We start from the raw sequence: 17,853 nt of genomic DNA, 5'->3' as shown, positions 1-17,853 counted from the left end.
ATTCATAGGACTTGCGCATCCACTCTCTTAGCCTAGTAATAACAATAGCTAGAGAATAATTGGAGCAAGTGGAACAAGATTTTCATAGTTCCATTTTTTTAATTGGTCACAAGTTCTGGAAAGCCCGTTTTATTTTTTTCTTTTATTCCATCATCCAGCAGCAGTTCTTCGGTTGCGATCTTAGCAGAGAGCAATACTATAGGCACTCCTGCTCCTGGATGCGTGCTACTTCCAGTAAAATAAAGATTTTCACAGTTTTTTGCTTTACTCTGCGGACGCATATGGTTGCTTTGCGTAAGCGTTGGCTGTAGACCAAAGCAAGCACCGTTATATGCATTAAATTTCGACTCAAAATCTAATGGAGTCATGTACGTTTCAGAAACAATTTCCTCTTCTATATTTTCTAACCCTTTAACATTCTTTAGAGAATCCATTACTTTTTTTCGATAATATTGTACCGTTTCATCTGTCCAATCATACTTCGAGGAAGATAGCTCAGGAACTGGTACAAGAATATAAAGCCCATCCTTTCCTTCTGGTGCAAGACTAGGATCTAATTTAGAGCCAACGTAAACATAGAAAGAAGGCTGCTCTAACTTGTTCCCATCAAATATATCAGTGAGGTTCTTCTCTAACTCTTCAGTGATAAAGAAATTGTGGACATTGTCCAGCTCATCGTATTTTCTATCCATTCCTAAATACATCACGAAGCAGGAACAGGAATATTTCATACTATCTATTTTTTTATCCGTATACTTTCCTTTGGATTTAGTATCCTTGACTAAATTTTTCATTGCATAAGGGAAATCAGCATTGCACATAACAAAATCAGAAAGAACTTCTTTTCCTTTTACTCGGATACCATAAGCCTGTTGATCTTTTATTAGCACCTCATCTACAGATGCATTGTAATAAACTTTGCCACCTAGTTCCTTAAACAAACGCTCCATTGAAGAAGCCATTGTATACATTCCACCTTTGATAAACCAAACGCCATAGAGCATTTCTATCATTGGGATAATTGTGTATAAAGAAGGTCCATTGTATGGCGACACTCCTATGTATAACGTTTGAAAGCTTAGAATTTGCTTTATGCGTTCATTCTTTACATACTTCCCGATAAAATGGTCTGCACTATCAAACGTTTTTAGCTTAAGCATTTGACGAATCGTATTTGGATTATAAAAATCAGTGAAGTTACGGAAAGGTCTTTGAAGAAAATGATTTTTTGCTACAAGATAACGTTGGTAAATTTCCTGAAGATAGTTTAAAAAGCCTTTTGAATCTTCCTCTGATATATTCTCCAGCGTCTTCATAAGTTCTACCAAATCAGATGAAATGTCGTATTTTTCCTCTGCATTTGCTCCGAAGTATGTTGAATACATTGGATCAATTTTTTGCATAGGGATATAATCGTCCGGATCTCTTCCCGTTAACTCAAATACTTCCCTATATAGCTCAGGCATCATCACAATACTTGGCCCAAGATCAAATTGATAACCATCCATGTCAATTCGATTCATTTTGCCACCTGGTAAAGCCTCTTTTTCGTATAACTCCACTTCATATCCAGCATGCTGAAGGCGAATGGCACTTGCTAATCCAGCTACCCCTGCTCCAATAACTACTACTCTCTTTTTACTTTTTGGCATTATTTATTCTTCCTCTCCGGTCAAATGTCGTCTCTTTCCAACAAACTATATTTGTTTTAATTATTCACAAACATTATACAAAAGTCAATAATTTTGTCTAACCTTTATTTAAATTACATTATACAAACATTATATATAATTAATTCCTTCTCATCTGAATAAAAAAACCCCCTTGTGCTCCTTTAAGCACAAGAGGGTTCTATACTAAGATTTAGTTTTCACTTTTTTCGTGAATTATTTTTTTGTGTCGCTTGATCAGCCTTTTTAAATTCCTGCTGATACAAAACTTCTTGAGTTGATGTTAATCCATTGTCTTTTACAGTTAACTGCTCATGTGGCGGTTTACGGTCTGGCATCATACCACTCCTTTCAACGTATATTATTATGTTGTTCTTTGAAAGGAGAGATATACTACAACATGCTAATTTTAAGAAAGTGTAATAATCCCGGCAGGGACATGTTATCCAAAATCCCTGTGCTTTTTTACTTAAATCATGGCACCTTCAGCTATTAATCGTGTTTTAATTCCACATTATCAAGCAACATACGAACTTCATCCGTTGACTTTGTATTCATCAATTGATTTCTTAATTCACTTGCCCCTGGGAAGCCTTTAACATATATTTTGAAGAAACGATGAAGTGCCGAGATAGAGCGTGGCAATTCTTCTGCATATTTGTCCTGTAAATCCAATTGCAATCTTAAAAGGTCAAGGTATTCCTGTGTACTATGCTCTTTTGGCTCTTTTTCAAACGCAAACGGATTTTTAAAAATACCGCGTCCAATCATAACTCCATCAACGCCATATTGTTCTACTAGCTTAAGCCCAGTTTCTCTATCAGGAATATCACCATTTATAGTTAAAAGTGTGTTTGGCGCAATACGATCACGTAGCTTTTTAATTTCTGGAATCAGCTCCCAATGTGCGTCAACTTGGCTCATTTCCTTTCTAGTACGTAAATGAATAGAAAGGTTCGCAATATCCTGTTCAAGAATATGCGTTAGCCATTCTTGCCATTCATCTATTTCTGTATATCCAAGTCTTGTCTTTACACTTACTGGCAATCCACCTGCTTTTGCTGCTTCTATAAGTTCTGCTGCTGTGTCTGGACGAAGGATTAGACCACTGCCCTTTCCTCTTGTTGCTACATTCGGTACAGGACAGCCCATATTTATATCAATACCTTTAAAACCTAGCTCAGCCATTCCGATACTCATTTGACGGAAAAATTCGGGTTTATCTCCCCAAATATGCGCAACCATTGGCTGTTCGTCCTCAGTAAAAAGTAATCTTCCGCGCACACTTTTTTGGCCCTCTGGATGACAATAGCTCTCCGTGTTTGTAAATTCCGTAAAGAAGACATCAGGTCTACCTGCTTTACTAACAACTTGACGAAAAACTACATCTGTCACATCTTCCATTGGTGCAAGTACAAAAAAAGGTTTAGGCAATTCCTGCCAAAAATTTTTAGTCATATTTATATTCCAACCCTCTCGTAATGGGATTCATCTTCAACCACAGATCCCAGTGTTATTAAAAATTATGATTTAATTTACATATAAAAAGTTATTGCACATATAAAGAGAGCTATAAAGATCTCGTTTGGCTAGGCAATAAAGTCATTTTTATAGTATAACCTAGCTTTTTCAATTTATCTTCATACATGTTTCTCTTATAAAGATTTTCATTTTGCAAGAAGGAAATTTGGTAGTTCTGCTCTTTATTAATTTTCATAATGACACATTTAAAACAAGGAGCCAAAAGACAGAAAAAATGCCCCAAATCCCTTTATATAAAAGGATTTGAAGCACTTTCAGTTAGGTTCAAAACTTCAATCATCTGAACCCATCTACGTCCCAGGAGAGATTCGAACTCCCGACCGACGCCTTAGAAGGGCGTTGCTCTATCCAGCTGAGCTACTGAGACAATATTTTCTTTCCTAAATAAAATACTGGAAAGACAATATTTATTATCATGTATTTTTGATTTATTGTCAAGGGTATTTATCATTTTTTATAAATTAATAAGGAAAATAAAACATTTTTTCCTAACCTATCCCCTTATTTCCTACAGAACAAGCAATTAAGCTATTTAATTGTTTCTTTAAATGCTTTTCTCCCTGTATAAACCTTATTAACTTCTATAGTTATGCTGCTAATAGAACTTTCTGTCAAAGGAACTTTGCCATCCTTCTGTACTTTTTTCCAATTCTTCACATCACTTCTATACAAATATTCCGATAGACGATAAATATCCACGTCTTTTTCCAGTCCTTCTAAATAGGTTTCTTCGATTTCTTTTTTAATTTGCTTCTTCACAAATTGTCGAATCTCTTTCTCTGTAATCTTCCCCTCAAAGCTACTTAGTAAAGCATTCATATTTAATTTCACTTCAAATTTCACTTCGTCGCCTTGTACTTTAGGTTTTACTTTTACTTTGAGATTATCTATCGTAATCGAAACAAACTTATCGTTACGAGGAATCGTAATTTCCCCTTTTTTTGTTTCCTTAGTCATCCATTGTAATCCATTAATCTTTTCGCCTGAGATAAAGCCTTTAAATTCGTCTGGAGTAACGACACCTACCCCCTCGAATTTCGGTAGTTTATCTTTTTCTTTTTCATTCTCCCAATTATCGTCTATTTTCACATAGGGTATGTTTACTTCGTAACTAGGTTCATTTAAACGGATAACAAGCTTCCGAAAATCTATTGGTTCTATAAAGGACTCTTGTTGGTATGAACTCATAGGATCGGCTAGTTTAAGTCTAGTCATGGCACTGTTAAAAAGAGGATTTAACAACATAATTTCACCGATAGGATCTTTCGTTGTATATACCCACGTTTGATATCTAATCTCTCTAAATCTTAAAAAGGCGTTAATAACAATATTAGCTCTTCCTTCTTTCAGTGCTTCCTCAGAAAGAACCATATACGTCATATGTCCCCAGAAAAGCTTCAAATCCATTGATTTATATAATTCGAAGAATGCCTCTTCTATGGTGTCACCTTTAGCCTTTCCAACTTCCACCTGAATAGCATCCTGGTTTGGTTGCTCAGTCTTTGCAATATTGATGAAGTCGATGATTTGAGCATGTATTTCATACTTATCCTCTTTATAATCTATCCCTATTGCATAAATGTATCGTATTCTATTTGGTTCATCCACATCCCAACAGCTGGTAAGTAGAGGTAGAACTAAGCAAAGAATGCACAGCTGTTTAGTTATCCCCTTCATCATCTGCCCCTCCAATTCGAGTAGAATCCTGAGGACTTAAAGCATGTGGGCGCTCTTTATAGTTTTTGGGTGCTGACCTTATAAGCGACTTTTTAATGGTAGCCCAACTCAAATCGGTTGCAATATTCATATATGGAACTCCAAATATTCTAATACTTGATAAATAAAGAAGTAAAAAATATAAAGAAATAAAAAACCCAAACAATCCTAATATAGAAGTAATCAGTATGAGTATGATTCGAACTATACTTACAGCTGTGACAAGCGACTGATTCACTAAAGTGAAGGTAGCGATGGTAGATATAGCTATCACCACAATCATGGCGGGGCTTGTTAAACCTGCTCTTATAGCTGCATCCCCTACAATTAGGCCTCCTACCACACTAATGGTTCCTCCGATTACAGTTGGCAATCGTAAGCTTGCCTCTCTAAATAACTCGAACATAACTAGCATCGTCAGCATTTCAAGGGCTGAAGGCAACGGAAGTCCAGAATTATTTTGAACAACAGTGGCTAGTAATTGAAAGGGTAGTTGGTCCTGATGAAAAGTAGTAAGCGCTAGCCAAAAGGCAGGTAAGGCTAATCCTATCATTAGACCAATTATTCTCAGAACTCTTTCAGCACTACTAAAAGCCATCGGATATTCTACGTCTTCCCCTGATTTTAATAGCAAAAATAAGTTGACTGGGGTTATTACTACATAAGCCACGCCATCAACTAGAATAAGAAACCTTCCCCTTACCAAGGCTTGTACAGCAAAATCTGGCCTTCCAGTATAATCATTTCTAGGGAAGATGGGAGATTTTTTATTTATTTTTTCCAGCAAAAGTTCTCCACTAAAAACAATATCAATATCCACTTCCTTTAATTGACTCATAATATCCTTTAGGATGTCCTTGCTAGCAATATCATCCATATAAAGTACAGCAACTGTTGTCTTTGATCTTTTCCCTAGTTCCAGTTTTTCCACATTCAAGGAGTTTGTAGGTAATCTTTTTCTTATTAAAGCAATATTAACCGAAATATCCTCAATAAAATTATCCCTTGGCCCCTTAATAAGTACTTCCATCCTGGATTCCTCAGGACTTCTATTAGGCTTTTTAGCAATATTACTTGAGAGCGTAAGATTTTCATCCTCAAAATAAAGAATTAGAAAACCATTAAAGATTCTTGAGATTAAATCTTCTTTTGTCTCAACCTTTTGTAAATCTGGTATATAAAGCTTATTCAAAATGAACTCTTCAAGTGGTTCCTCGCTAACCTCACTACACGTTTCTTGTACCCTAGGAACAATGGTCTCATTTAGTAGTTGAAGATCGATCATAGAATCACAGGTGATAAAATGGACTTTATATTTCCCGTAGTTGTACAACTGAAATATGACATCTTCATTCTTCTTGAATAGTTCCTTTATTGTGTGAAGATTTAGTATCCCCTCCGGTGATTTCACTTTGTTTATCTCCTTTCCTACGTTTTTTCTCTTTTTTAGTTGTTTTTTTATGAAAGAAAGCTATCAAGAACAGGAAGATTGATACGAATAAAAAGAACACGAACGTAGTTATCAGAAAGTAGTTACCTTTAATGTAAAGAAATAAGTTGTCGTTTATTACCGTTAATATCATACAAATGATAAAAAACGCTGGGGCTAAGATGAACCATACAGACTTCTTTTTATTCATTTTAAGAAGGTCAACTGTGATGAATAAGAGAAGTCCAACACGTATAAAGGCCCCGGTTAACCATTGGTAGATGGAAAAAAAGTCTAGATGTTCAATGAACTGCCCAATGGTAACTAAACTCCATTCCTCATATGCCGGATAATTTTGTTCGGCTGCCTCGTGAGGTCCAAACTCTGTAATAGCCCCCAATAATGGACCTAAGGTTAGCCCCATTAACAAGAACAGAATGATTGCAAAATGGAACCATCTCATTTTGTCCTTAATATGTTGTTGTAAAAAGAGAAGTAGTATTAGCTCGATATAACCTGCAGCAGGAAAAACACTGGCTTTTAGCACTGGCTCCCAGCCATGCTCCAAAAAAGGTCGTAGTAATGAATAATCCTTCACTTGAATATTCACAAAGGCTACAAAAAAACCTAAAACTAAAACACCAAACAAGACCATGACATTTACAATGGCAATAGTTTGAATACTGCTAGTTGCTAATAGGATGCACAAAACGATATAAATTATTAATAAGACGATAATGGAGGTGGTAGGCAAGAAGGTTGTTTTCACCCATTGCATCGCTTCACGCATTGTAAAGGCCGCCAATACGAACAGATAGATCCCTACTACGTAACGAAAAATTGTACTAGTTTTGGGACCTGTTGCCTCCTGAAGCCACTCCAACAATGGCCTCTGTTTAGCTTGCTTATAAATATAAACAAGTATAAAAATCCAGAAGCCCATGATTACTGCAGCCAATATGACAGAAATCCACCCATCTCTACCTCCTACCTCTAAAATAGGAGGTAGAATAGTGACATGATTTTTTAATCCAATCATAGTCATGGATAAAGCAACAACGTGTAAAATACTTATTGGACCGACTTTTTTCAAATTCATACCTTCTAACGTTTTATAATACTTTATAGTTTTGACAACTTTTAAAGTGTTTATAAGGTAAAATAGATATAAATTGAGAACTATCCATAAATAAACTAAGTGGAGTTAAAATAGGATGTGTTTTTTCGAAATCGATAACATCCTGATACAACTTATTACTAGAGAAATTTATCTTTACGCAGAGATAACCTTCGAGCTAAGGATTGCTCTAAAACCGAAAATAAAAAGCCTCGCAAACTTTACTAGGTCGTAAAGTTTGCGAGGCTTTAATTACAATTTTTTATAGTTTTTTATTACAGCGGATGCTTACCAGGATAAGGATATCTCCCAAACAACTACAATGGAGTATTTCTTACAAGAAATAAGCTACCAAAAAAAACGTGAAATCAAGTTGACCTATTTCACTTTTTTTTTATTGATAGACTAGCTATGTCCCAGTCTCTATTCTTATTCAACTACTGAATAGTTTCCGTGCTCCATGGAAATCACATATTCAGGCTTCGGTGGTTTTCCACCGTGCTCTTTAATTTTATTTTTGTGACCAGCGATATGTTCAGGGCTCTTTTCCCATGCTTTCCATGCTTCTTCCGATTCCCAACGAACGATCATAATGACTTCTTCTTCACCGCGACGAACATTTTTTACTAATAGCTCACGGCCGATAAATCCTTCTCTTTGCTCTATTAGAGATGGCCCTTGATCAGGCTTTTTCTTAAAACGCTCTAATACCTTCACTGAATTTCCTTCTGTTACTGTCCATTTGCGAATTTGTACGAACATTGTCATCCCTCCAAATTATAACGATTGTATGTAATATCTCTCTTATTACTCTTCTAATTCGTCCACTCTAATCTGTTGACTTGGTTCGTCAACTTCTACTAATTCAAATAACTGGGCAAATTCATCCATTAACATTTCCACAGCTTTCAGCTCCCCCACTAACACCGAGTTTACTGACTGCAGCTCTGGAGTAGCGAGCTGTTTTTTTAGAGAATTCGATTTCGTCTGCATTATTTCATAGAAGGCCAAAGCTCTTCCCCGACGAAATGTTTTTGCTCCACGTCTTTTTCCATTTCCTCTATACGAACCATTTTGTTCTTCACAGTGATTAGAGATTCTTTCTCTATGGGAATCATTTTTCATTTTTCATTCCCCTTCTGTATACATTTGTATACTTAAAATTGTATACCGATGTATACAATTTGTCAATTAGAAGTAATAAAATATACTAAATAGTATACCAATTTCCATTTAATTCACGCTAAAGTATATTATTCACCATCACCTAAAAAAAACGCCTTAAATCCTTAATATTAAGGGGCTTAAAGCGTTTTTTAGATGGTTTACTTTTGTGCAATTAATTCTCTTTAACTGAAGCATCTACTGTTTCGTTATTAAAGTAGTTATTATACTTGTCCATATCAAGACGACCTTCCCATTTCGCCATGACTAATGCTGCTAATGTATTACCACATATGTTAACTACTGTACGCATCATATCTAATAGACGGTCAATTCCAAGAATGAAGGCTAGCCCTTCTAAAGGAATACCTACTGCACCGAGTGTTGAAAGAAGCACCACAAATGATACTCCCGGCACACCTGCTATGCCTTTCGATGTGACCATTAACGTTAAAACTAAAATAATTTGATCTGTTAAAGACAAATCAATATTGTACATTTGTGCAATGAATAATGCTGCAATTGCTTGGTATAAAGTAGAGCCATCTAAATTAAACGAATAACCTGTTGGAATAACAAATGACCCAATATCTTTTGGTACACCTGCTTTTTCTGTTTTCAGCATAATACGCGGCAATACAGTTTCAGAGCTTGCAGTGGAAAATCCTAATATGAGCTCATCTTTAATCATTTTGATAATGCGGAACATGCTTAACCCAACAATTTTAGCCGTAATGCCCAATACAACTACAATAAAGAAAATCATCGCAAAATAAACTAAAATCATTAGTTTCCCTAATGGAATTAAAGAAGATAACCCAAATGTGGAAACAGTTGTTGCAATTAATGCAAAAACACCAATTGGCGCAAATTTCATAATTAAATTCGTTACCCAGAACATCGCGTCAGCTACACCATGGGCCAATGCTAACACCGGTTTACCTTTATCGCCAATAGCTGCAACCCCTAAACCAAACAATACGGAGAAGAAGATGATTGGCAACATGTCCCCCGCTGCCATGGAGGAGACAATGTTTGTAGGTACGATACCGACAATTGTATCCATTATGGTATGATCTTCCTTTGCCATTTCTTCCGACGTTTCAACATACGAAGAAATGTCTCCTTTTGTTAACTCATTCATATCGACTCCGCTACCAAATTGCGTTAGGTCAGCTAACAATATACCTAATATAATAGCCACTGTGGTAATGATTTCAAAATAAATAAGTGTTTTAACACCTAGTTTTCCAACTTGTTTTAAAGAACCTTGACCGGCTACACCAACAATTAATGTCGAAACAATAATTGGGACTACAATCATTTTAATCATATTCATAAAAATCGTTCCGAATGGAGTGATGTATTTTAGAATATTATCGTTTCCATAAAATATACCGCCAACAATAATACCTAAAATCAACCCGATTAAAATTTGCCAAGCTAGACCAATTTTTATACGCTTGCTCATTTCTTTTAATACCCCCTCAATACTGTAGTTAAAGAATAAATTATCTTAAAATAATATATAGTTTTTCATTATACTAGAATAGAAACGAAAAGTTAAGTTTTTAAATACTATATAAATAATTGGTAAGAATAATTTAATTCTTTCGATTATAAAAAATGTATCAACGGATGATATTGACATCATCAACAGTTAGTACCGCAAATAAACTAGAATGCCCAACTGGAAAAGTTGCGGTTATTTTAATGTTTTAGTTAATGGACCAAACATAATCTGACTGTATAGGAAAGAAGGCTATTTGCGAGGTTCTTTGCTAGGACACCTTGTAGTTTTGGAGCTAGTAAATGGGGTATCAAGCTTTCAAAGAGTTTACTCCTACTGCAATGCTTAGGAATTTTATTTGTAGTAATTGCTGCGGTTTCTCATGAAGCCTCTTATTGTTATGGCAATTGGCAATGACTTTAATACATATGCACTCCAAACAAGTATTGAAAATTATGTTTATTATGTAATTGTTTAAATACATTAATCGTTGAATGATAAGCTTCTTATTGTTTAAAAATTACGGAAGTCGACAACTCGTAGAGTTTACCCAAGCTAGAATTGGAATCATCCCCATGAAATGTAGATTTTGAATAGTAAAAGGGTCTGATCTGAATTAACTCTCTGGTCAAACCCAAGAATAAAAAGCACCTCAAACCCTTGAAAATAAAGGATTTGAGGTGCTTTTTAGTTGATTAAAATTATTTCTGAACCCATTTACGTCCCAGGAGAGATTCGAACTCCCGACCGACGCCTTAGAAGGGCGTTGCTCTATCCAGCTGAGCTACTGAGACCAAGTACTCCCCCACCACACAGATAGGAAAGACAAGATTTATTATATAATGATAACAAATGAATGTCAACACTACTTTAAAAATTGAAAGAAACTTCTTCTATTAGTTTATGATCAGAGGAGAAGAATAGAACTTGCCAACTATCTTTTTGTATCTCGATAATCGAATAGCTTTTTTCCTTACGTCCCCTTGGCTGATGAAGACTACCAGGATTGACAAATAAAATGCCATTTTGAAGTTCTGCTCCAAGCAAATGTGAATGGCCGAAGCAGACAACCGTCGCTCCAACTTCCTGCGCCCTATAATTTAGAGGCAATAACGTGGATTTGACTTGATGACGATGGCCATGAACTATTAAAATGGTTTGGTCTTCCAACGAAATAATTTTTTCCTCTGGAAAGCCAAGATCATAATCACAATTCCCTTTAACAACAGAAACAGGTTTGTCTTCAAAATAGGAGGCCTCTAACTCACTATCTCCACAGTGAATGATTGCATTGACCTTACCGGAATATAAACGGATTACCTCTTCCATAGCCATTATATCGTTATGCGTATCACTCATGACTAAAAGCTTCATCGAACAGCCACCACCCTTATAGTAAATCAGGTAATTTTGACTTCAATTGCTTAATAGCATTTCCACGGTGAGAAATAGCCCCTTTTTCTTCTGCAGATAATTCGGCCATCATTTTATTCTCGGACGGAACAAAGAAGACTGGGTCATAGCCAAAACCGTTATTCCCTTTTCTTTCTTGAGCGATAACGCCTTCGCATGTTCCTCTGACTGTGAATGGTTTCATCGTAGGAGATGCCACTGCAATCACACAAACAAAGCGGGCACTTCTTTCGGATTCTTTTGCGTTTTTAAGCTCTTCTAACAGTTTGGTGATGTTTGCCTCATCACTCTTCTCTTCTCCCGCATAACGCGCAGAATAGACACCAGGACGACCGCCTAAGGCATCTACTTCAAGGCCGCTGTCATCCGCAATTACTATCGATTGTAAATGCTCAGCTAACGCAGTCGCCTTTAACAAGGCATTTTCTTCAAAGGTTGTACCTGTTTCCTCAACATCCATTTCTTTTGCTACGTCATGTAGGGTTAGCACTTCGTATCCAAGGGGATTAAATAATGCTTCAAAATCCTTTGCTTTCCCCTTATTTTTAGTTGCAATAATTATTTGTTTCATGTTCAAATCATCCTTTCTCATCAATTTTAGAAGCTAAATCTCCTAATGCAGCTCGTTGGATATCCATTAACTGCTGGATCCCAGCTTCACCATACTCTAGAAGCTCCAATAGCTCAGTTTTTGAGAAAGTTGCTTCTTCGCCCGTACCTTGAAGCTCAACGTACTCACCACTGCTAGTTTGTACTATATTCATATCCACGGTTGCGGAAGAGTCCTCTACGTAATTTAAATCTAACACTACTCCAATTTCATCAACTATTCCTACACTAGTAGCAGCTAGGTATTGACGTACGGGAAACTTAGGAAGCTGCTTTTGCTCGTAAAGCTTTCCAAGTGCAATTGTCAACGCCACAAACGCTCCAGTTATACTAGCAGTTCTTGTCCCTCCATCAGCTTGGATGACATCGCAGTCAATCCAAATTGTTTTTTCCCCAATTACTTCGAGGTCTACTACCGATCGCAAAGCTCGTCCTATTAGACGCTGTATTTCCATCGTACGACCAGTAACCTTCCCTTTAGACGACTCACGCTGTGTACGTGATTCTGTGGCGCGTGGAAGCATAGAATATTCAGCTGTAATCCAACCCTTACCTTGTCCTCTTAAAAAAGGAGGCACTCGATCTTCAATTGTTGCATTACAAATAACTTTGGTATTACCTACCGTGATTAATACAGATCCTTCTGGGTGCATTAAATAATCTGTCTCGATTGTTACCTTTCGCAATTGCTTTGTTTCTCGTCCATCAAATCTAATCATATATGTCTCCTTTTTATGTACCTGAACAGAAGAAAACCCCGCTATTCGAGGATTCTCTTAACAGGGTTAATGAAATGAAATTGTCCGTATATCTGCATTCGACAAGTTTAACCATTTTTCGACAATTGTTTTAAAGATTGGCACCGAACCGGTCGTATAGAAAATTGGTTCTTTTTCTATCTCGGTCGGATTGCGTAAATGATGATAATCTAAGTACTCCAAAACATCCTGGGCGGTTTCTTCAGCTGATGATAGTACATTTACATGTTCACCAACTGCATCCTCAATATGCTTTTGCAATAATGGATAATGCGTGCAACCAAGGATGACCGTATCAAAATGCTCTGATTTTAAGGGCTGCAAGGCTTCAAAAACCATTTTTCTCGCAAAGTCACCCTCATATTCATTACTCTCAACAATTGGAACAAAAGTAGGGCATGCAAGCGGAATGATTTTACTAGATGTATTCAGAGCTGCAATCGCTTTTTCATAAGCCCCACTTTTAATTGTACCGCTTGTACCTAACACTACAATTTCATTTTTTTTCGTTGCTTTAATAGCCGCTCTTGCTCCCGGGAAAATAACACCTATCACAGGGAAAGGCATTTTCTTACTCAAGGAGTTTAGAGCTACTGCTGTCGCAGTATTACATGCTATTACAAGCATTTTAATCTTCATTTTAGACAAGGCAATTGCCATTTGCCAAGTAAATTTACGAACTTCTTCACTAGTTCTAGGTCCATAAGGACATCTAGCTGTATCACCAATATAAATAATTTCTTCGTTTGGGAGTAGATGCATAATTTCTTTTGCAACTGTCAAACCTCCCACACCAGAGTCTATCACACCGATTGGGGCTTTCACGTCAATTCCTCAGTTCTTTTTCATCTCAAGATGTAATTTTGCTAATAAAGTTGATAATGTTTGTGCTTCATCTTGGTCAAACTGTTTCAGCACATCTTTTAAGTATTGCTGTCGTTTGTCAATTACCTCTTCGATGATACGCTCGCCTTCTTTTAATAAATGTATTCGTACAACTCGACGATCTTGCTCATCTCTTACTCGCTGTACGAGTTCACTTCTTTCCATTCGGTCAATTAAGTCCGTAGTTGTACTAAAAGCTAAATACATTTTATTAGATAAATCCCCGATTGTCATGTCTCCAATCTCAAATAGCCACTGAAGAGCTACAAATTGGGGAGGCGTTATCGTATAAGAATTTAAGATTTGTCGCCCTCTTTGTTTGATAATCCCTGAAATATGCCGTAGTTCTTTTTCTAAAAAAGCAACATCCTCGTGGTTTAGTTCCACTTGGTTCTTTTCTTCTGCCATGAATCTCACTCCTCAAAACAATAAGTCCTCTTATTATTGTGACTTGTTCTGAGGAAAATGGCAAGGATTCAAATCAATTCAATGATAATTCGCCTAGTCTTAATAGTTCAACAATTGCTTGAGATCTACCAGATACGCCTAATTTTTGTATCGTGTTAGATATATGGTTTCGAACTGTTTTTTCACTAATAGACAGCTGAATTGAAATGTCTTTTGTAGAATTGTCTTCTACTAATAATTGAAATATTTGACGCTCTCTGCTCGTCAAAATTGATCTTTGCTGATTACCATCGTACAATGCCATAGCCCCCTATCCACTCTCCTACTAACGTATGTAGCAAAGGGATGGTAGGTGACGGCTAGTAAATACTCTTTTGAAAAACTTCTTTTTCTTGTTCGGTCCATTTTGCAGATTTTCCGGTTTTCTTATCAATTTGTACGATACTGCCTCTTCCAGTAAACACTATATCCCCTTTTGTATTCTTTGCCATGTAATGGATATCAACCGAAGAACTACCAACGGAATTGGCTTTTACATAAATGTGGAGCTTCTCATCAAAAAATACCTGTTTCTGATAATCACATTGTAGATCAGCAACTACTGGTATCTTTTCTCCTTTAGGATTAAGCCAATCATTCATAAGCATAACCTTTTTAAAGTATTCAATACGAGCATATTCAAAGTAAGTGAATGGTACCGTATTGTTTAAGTGCCCATACATATCTGTTTCTGAAAAACGCACACTGACCTCCGTATAAAAAGAAAATCCCTTTTCCCATGCTTCTATGTCTTCTATGTATCCTGCTCTCATATAATAATCCCCTTTGTATTTAAAATGAATATCCACTTAAAAATGAATAACGATTCATTTATTATATCAGAAAATTTAAAATCCATCTAACAAATTATTAGTGAAAGGAATTAACATTTCATGAAGTTTCTTTGTCATATTTTGACGAACGGACAATACTTGAAAAAAGCCTTAAACGCCGACGGGAATTTTCCAATAAAAAAAAGCCCAGAATTTGCATTCTGAGCTTTTACATTTTTATTAGTCTACCATGTTGTCGCTTCCGAAGAAGTTTCTAAACATTTGAACTGTAGTATCACGGTTTAATGCAGCGATAGAAGTTGTAAGTGGAATACCTTTTGGACATGCAACTACACAGTTTTGTGCGTTACCACAGTTTGCAAGGCCTCCATCTCCCATTATCGCATTTAAACGCTCGTCTTTGTTCATAGCTCCAGTTGGATGCGCATTAAACAAACGAACTTGTGAAAGCGGAGCTGGTCCGATAAATGAAGCATTATCATTTACGTTTGGACAAGCCTCTAAACATACACCACAAGTCATACATTTAGACAATTCATAAGCCCATTGACGTTTACGTTCTGGCATACGTGGACCTTCTCCAAGGTCATAAGAACCATCAATTGGAACCCATGCTTTAACTTTTTTCAAAGCATCAAACATACGGCTTCTATCTACTTGAAGGTCACGTACGACAGGGAAAGTGCTCATAGGTGCTAATGTAATCGGTTGAGTCAATTGATCAATAAGTGTTGAACAAGATTGACGTGGACGACCATTAATAACCATTGAACATGCACCACATACTTCCTCTAAGCAGTTCATGTCCCATGTTACAGGAGTAGTAGCTTTACCATCTGTGTTAACTGGTCTTTGACGAATTTCCATTAATGCAGAAATTACATTCATATTTGGACGCCAATTTACTTCGAATTTTTCCCAGTAGGGTTTGGATTCAGGAGTATCTTGACGGTAAATTTCTATTTGAACCTTTTTGGTTTCTGTTGCCGTCACCATGATTATTTTGCTCCTTTCGATGATGAGTAATCACGTTTACGAGGAGCAACAAGAGATATATCAATATCTTCATAATGAATAATTGGAGCCCCTGTAGCTGGATCAAACTTAGCCATAGTAGTTTTCATGAATTCTTCGTCATTACGTTCTGGGAAATCAGGTTTGTAATGTGCTCCACGGCTTTCATTACGTTGAAGTGCTCCTAACGTGATAACACGTGCTAAGTATAACATATTTTTCAATTGACGAGTAAATGATGCACCTTGGTTAGACCAACGTTGTGTATCATCCATGTTAATGTTTTCGTATCTTTCCATTAACTCTTGAATTTTTCTGTCAGTTTCCTCTAGCTTGTCGTTGTAGCGAACTACTGTTACGTTATCAGTCATCCACTCACCTAGCTCTTTATGTAAAAGGTAAGCGTTTTCTGTACCTTTCATAGCTAGTGTTTGCTCCCACTTCTCTTGCTCAAGCTTCACTTCATTTTCATAGATAGAATCATCTAAGTCTTCTGCATGAGTGGAAAGCCCTTTCATGTATTTAACAGCATTAGGACCAGCCACGCTTCCACCAAATACAGCTGAAAGTAATGAGTTAGCTCCTAAACGGTTAGCTCCATGTTGAGAATAGTCACATTCGCCAGCAGCAAATAGACCAGGGATGTTCGTCATTTGATCATAATCTACCCATAATCCACCCATTGAATAATGAACGGCAGGGAAAATTTTCATAGGAACTTTACGAGGGTCGTCCCCAGTAAATTTCTCATAGATTTCAATGATTCCACCAAGTTTTACGTCTAATTCATGTGGATCTTTATGAGAAAGATCTAGATATACCATGTTTTCGCCGTTAATACCTAATTTTTGATTAACGCAAACGTCAAAGATTTCACGAGTCGCGATATCACGTGGTACTAGGTTACCGTAAGCAGGATACTTTTCTTCTAGGAAATACCAAGGTTTACCGTCTTTGTATGTCCAAATACGACCACCTTCACCACGAGCTGATTCTGACATCAGACGAAGCTTATCATCTCCAGGAATTGCCGTTGGGTGAATTTGGATGAATTCTCCGTTTGCATAGTAAGCGCCTTGTTGATAAACGATACTTGCTGCAGATCCTGTATTAATAATAGAGTTAGTTGTTTTACCAAAAATGATGCCAGGACCACCAGTAGCCATGATTACAGCGTCTCCACGGAAAGCACGGATTTCTGATGAGTTAAGGTTTTGCGCTTTAATACCGCGACAAGTTCCTTCATTGTCTTTGATAATACCCAGGAATTCCCATCCTTCGTATTTTGTTACTAGACCTTCTACTTCAAAGCGACGAACTTGTTCGTCAAGCGCATAAAGTAACTGTTGACCAGTTGTTGCACCAGCAAATGCTGTACGGTGCATTAAAGTTCCTCCAAAACGACGGAAATCTAATAGACCTTCTGGTGTACGGTTGAACATAACTCCCATACGGTCAAACAAATGAATGATTCCTGGAGCAGCGTCTGCCATTGCCTTAACAGGAGGTTGGTTTGCTAAAAAGTCTCCACCATAAACAGTATCATCTAAATGAACTGCAGGTGAATCCCCTTCACCTTTTGTATTTACAGCCCCGTTAATACCGCCTTGTGCACATACAGAGTGTGAGCGTTTAACAGGAACTAATGAGAATAGATCTACTTGTGTGCCTTCTTCGGCAGCTTTCATTGTTGCCATTAATCCGGCTAATCCACCGCCGACAACAATAAGTTTATTTTTTGCCATGCTATTTCACTCCTTAAATTTATAGTAGCTTAGGTGTAGA

The 17,853-nt window shown here is 36.8% G+C and carries 18 protein-coding genes and 2 tRNA genes; all 20 read right to left on the bottom strand.

Annotation, left to right across the window (positions count from 1 at the left end; genetic code table 11):
- Positions 1-98: 98 nt before the first annotated feature.
- The 20 genes from MKX96_RS07805 to sdhA all read right to left on the bottom strand — a co-directional run bounded on the left by MKX96_RS07805 (position 99) and on the right by sdhA (position 17,813).
- Positions 99-1,652, bottom strand: coding sequence for a phytoene desaturase family protein (locus MKX96_RS07805; RefSeq protein ID WP_340883101.1), 1,554 nt, complete (start codon positions 1,650-1,652; stop codon positions 99-101).
- Between the two features lie 218 nt (positions 1,653-1,870).
- Entirely contained in the window at positions 1,871-2,008 is a 138-nt protein-coding gene (locus MKX96_RS07800) for a YfhE family protein (RefSeq protein ID WP_251553420.1), read from the bottom strand.
- A 154-nt stretch (positions 2,009-2,162) separates the two neighbouring features.
- Positions 2,163-3,128 carry a tRNA dihydrouridine synthase gene (locus MKX96_RS07795; protein WP_340883100.1) on the bottom strand — a complete coding sequence of 322 codons (966 nt, stop codon included), beginning with the start codon at positions 3,126-3,128 and terminating at the stop codon, positions 2,163-2,165.
- Positions 3,129-3,505: 377 nt separating this feature from the next.
- A tRNA-Arg gene (locus MKX96_RS07790) sits at positions 3,506-3,579 on the bottom strand.
- A 161-nt stretch (positions 3,580-3,740) separates the two neighbouring features.
- A complete protein-coding gene (locus tag MKX96_RS07785; protein ID WP_340883099.1) occupies positions 3,741-4,892 on the bottom strand; it encodes a Ger(x)C family spore germination protein in 1,152 nt (383 codons plus the stop codon).
- Positions 4,873-6,339 (bottom strand): spore germination protein, encoded by a 1,467-nt coding sequence (locus tag MKX96_RS07780; RefSeq protein WP_340883098.1) that lies wholly within the window; start codon positions 6,337-6,339, stop codon positions 4,873-4,875. Before MKX96_RS07780 ends, MKX96_RS07785 begins: the two co-directional genes overlap by 20 nt.
- Positions 6,278-7,450, bottom strand: a complete 1,173-nt coding sequence (locus MKX96_RS07775) for a GerAB/ArcD/ProY family transporter (protein WP_340883097.1) — start codon at positions 7,448-7,450, stop codon at positions 6,278-6,280. The genes MKX96_RS07780 and MKX96_RS07775 overlap by 62 nt, the downstream gene beginning before the upstream one ends.
- 453 nt (positions 7,451-7,903) lie before the next feature.
- Positions 7,904-8,236, bottom strand: coding sequence for an antibiotic biosynthesis monooxygenase family protein (locus MKX96_RS07770; protein WP_340883096.1), 333 nt, complete (start codon positions 8,234-8,236; stop codon positions 7,904-7,906).
- Between the two features lie 45 nt (positions 8,237-8,281).
- Positions 8,282-8,599 carry a hypothetical protein gene (locus MKX96_RS07765; protein WP_340883095.1) on the bottom strand — a complete coding sequence of 106 codons (318 nt, stop codon included), beginning with the start codon at positions 8,597-8,599 and terminating at the stop codon, positions 8,282-8,284.
- A 214-nt stretch (positions 8,600-8,813) separates the two neighbouring features.
- The gene (locus MKX96_RS07760) at positions 8,814-10,109 is read right to left on the bottom strand and encodes a cation:dicarboxylate symporter family transporter (RefSeq protein ID WP_340883094.1); all 1,296 of its coding nucleotides are present in this window, start codon (positions 10,107-10,109) and stop codon (positions 8,814-8,816) included.
- Between the two features lie 759 nt (positions 10,110-10,868).
- A tRNA-Arg gene (locus tag MKX96_RS07755) sits at positions 10,869-10,942 on the bottom strand.
- Between the two features lie 76 nt (positions 10,943-11,018).
- Positions 11,019-11,522, bottom strand: a complete 504-nt coding sequence (locus tag MKX96_RS07750; RefSeq protein ID WP_340883093.1) for a metallophosphoesterase family protein — start codon at positions 11,520-11,522, stop codon at positions 11,019-11,021.
- Positions 11,523-11,538: 16 nt separating this feature from the next.
- A complete protein-coding gene (locus MKX96_RS07745) occupies positions 11,539-12,132 on the bottom strand; it encodes an XTP/dITP diphosphatase (RefSeq protein ID WP_340883092.1) in 594 nt (197 codons plus the stop codon).
- Between the two features lie 7 nt (positions 12,133-12,139).
- Entirely contained in the window at positions 12,140-12,889 is a 750-nt protein-coding gene (gene rph / locus MKX96_RS07740) for a ribonuclease PH (RefSeq protein ID WP_340883091.1), read from the bottom strand.
- Positions 12,890-12,955: 66 nt separating this feature from the next.
- Positions 12,956-13,753, bottom strand: a complete 798-nt coding sequence (gene racE, locus MKX96_RS07735) for a glutamate racemase (RefSeq protein WP_169360996.1) — start codon at positions 13,751-13,753, stop codon at positions 12,956-12,958.
- Positions 13,754-13,762: 9 nt separating this feature from the next.
- Entirely contained in the window at positions 13,763-14,221 is a 459-nt protein-coding gene (locus MKX96_RS07730) for a MarR family winged helix-turn-helix transcriptional regulator (RefSeq protein ID WP_169360995.1), read from the bottom strand.
- Positions 14,222-14,294: 73 nt separating this feature from the next.
- On the bottom strand, positions 14,295-14,519 hold the full coding sequence (locus MKX96_RS07725) for a helix-turn-helix domain-containing protein (protein WP_225215939.1): 225 nt from the start codon (positions 14,517-14,519) through the stop codon (positions 14,295-14,297).
- A gap of 61 nt (positions 14,520-14,580) precedes the next feature.
- The gene (locus MKX96_RS07720; protein ID WP_169360994.1) at positions 14,581-15,033 is read right to left on the bottom strand and encodes an acyl-CoA thioesterase; all 453 of its coding nucleotides are present in this window, start codon (positions 15,031-15,033) and stop codon (positions 14,581-14,583) included.
- Between the two features lie 240 nt (positions 15,034-15,273).
- Entirely contained in the window at positions 15,274-16,050 is a 777-nt protein-coding gene (gene sdhB, locus MKX96_RS07715; RefSeq protein ID WP_205964149.1) for a succinate dehydrogenase iron-sulfur subunit, read from the bottom strand.
- A 2-nt stretch (positions 16,051-16,052) separates the two neighbouring features.
- A complete protein-coding gene (gene sdhA, locus MKX96_RS07710; protein ID WP_251553408.1) occupies positions 16,053-17,813 on the bottom strand; it encodes a succinate dehydrogenase flavoprotein subunit in 1,761 nt (586 codons plus the stop codon).
- Positions 17,814-17,853 lie beyond the last annotated feature (40 nt).

It is taken from the genome of Psychrobacillus sp. FSL W7-1493 (genome assembly GCF_038004905.1).
Lineage (GTDB): Bacteria > Bacillota > Bacilli > Bacillales_A > Planococcaceae > Psychrobacillus.
Note: the sequence above shows the minus strand (reverse complement) of the source record. Positions and strands in the feature narration are given on the sequence as shown.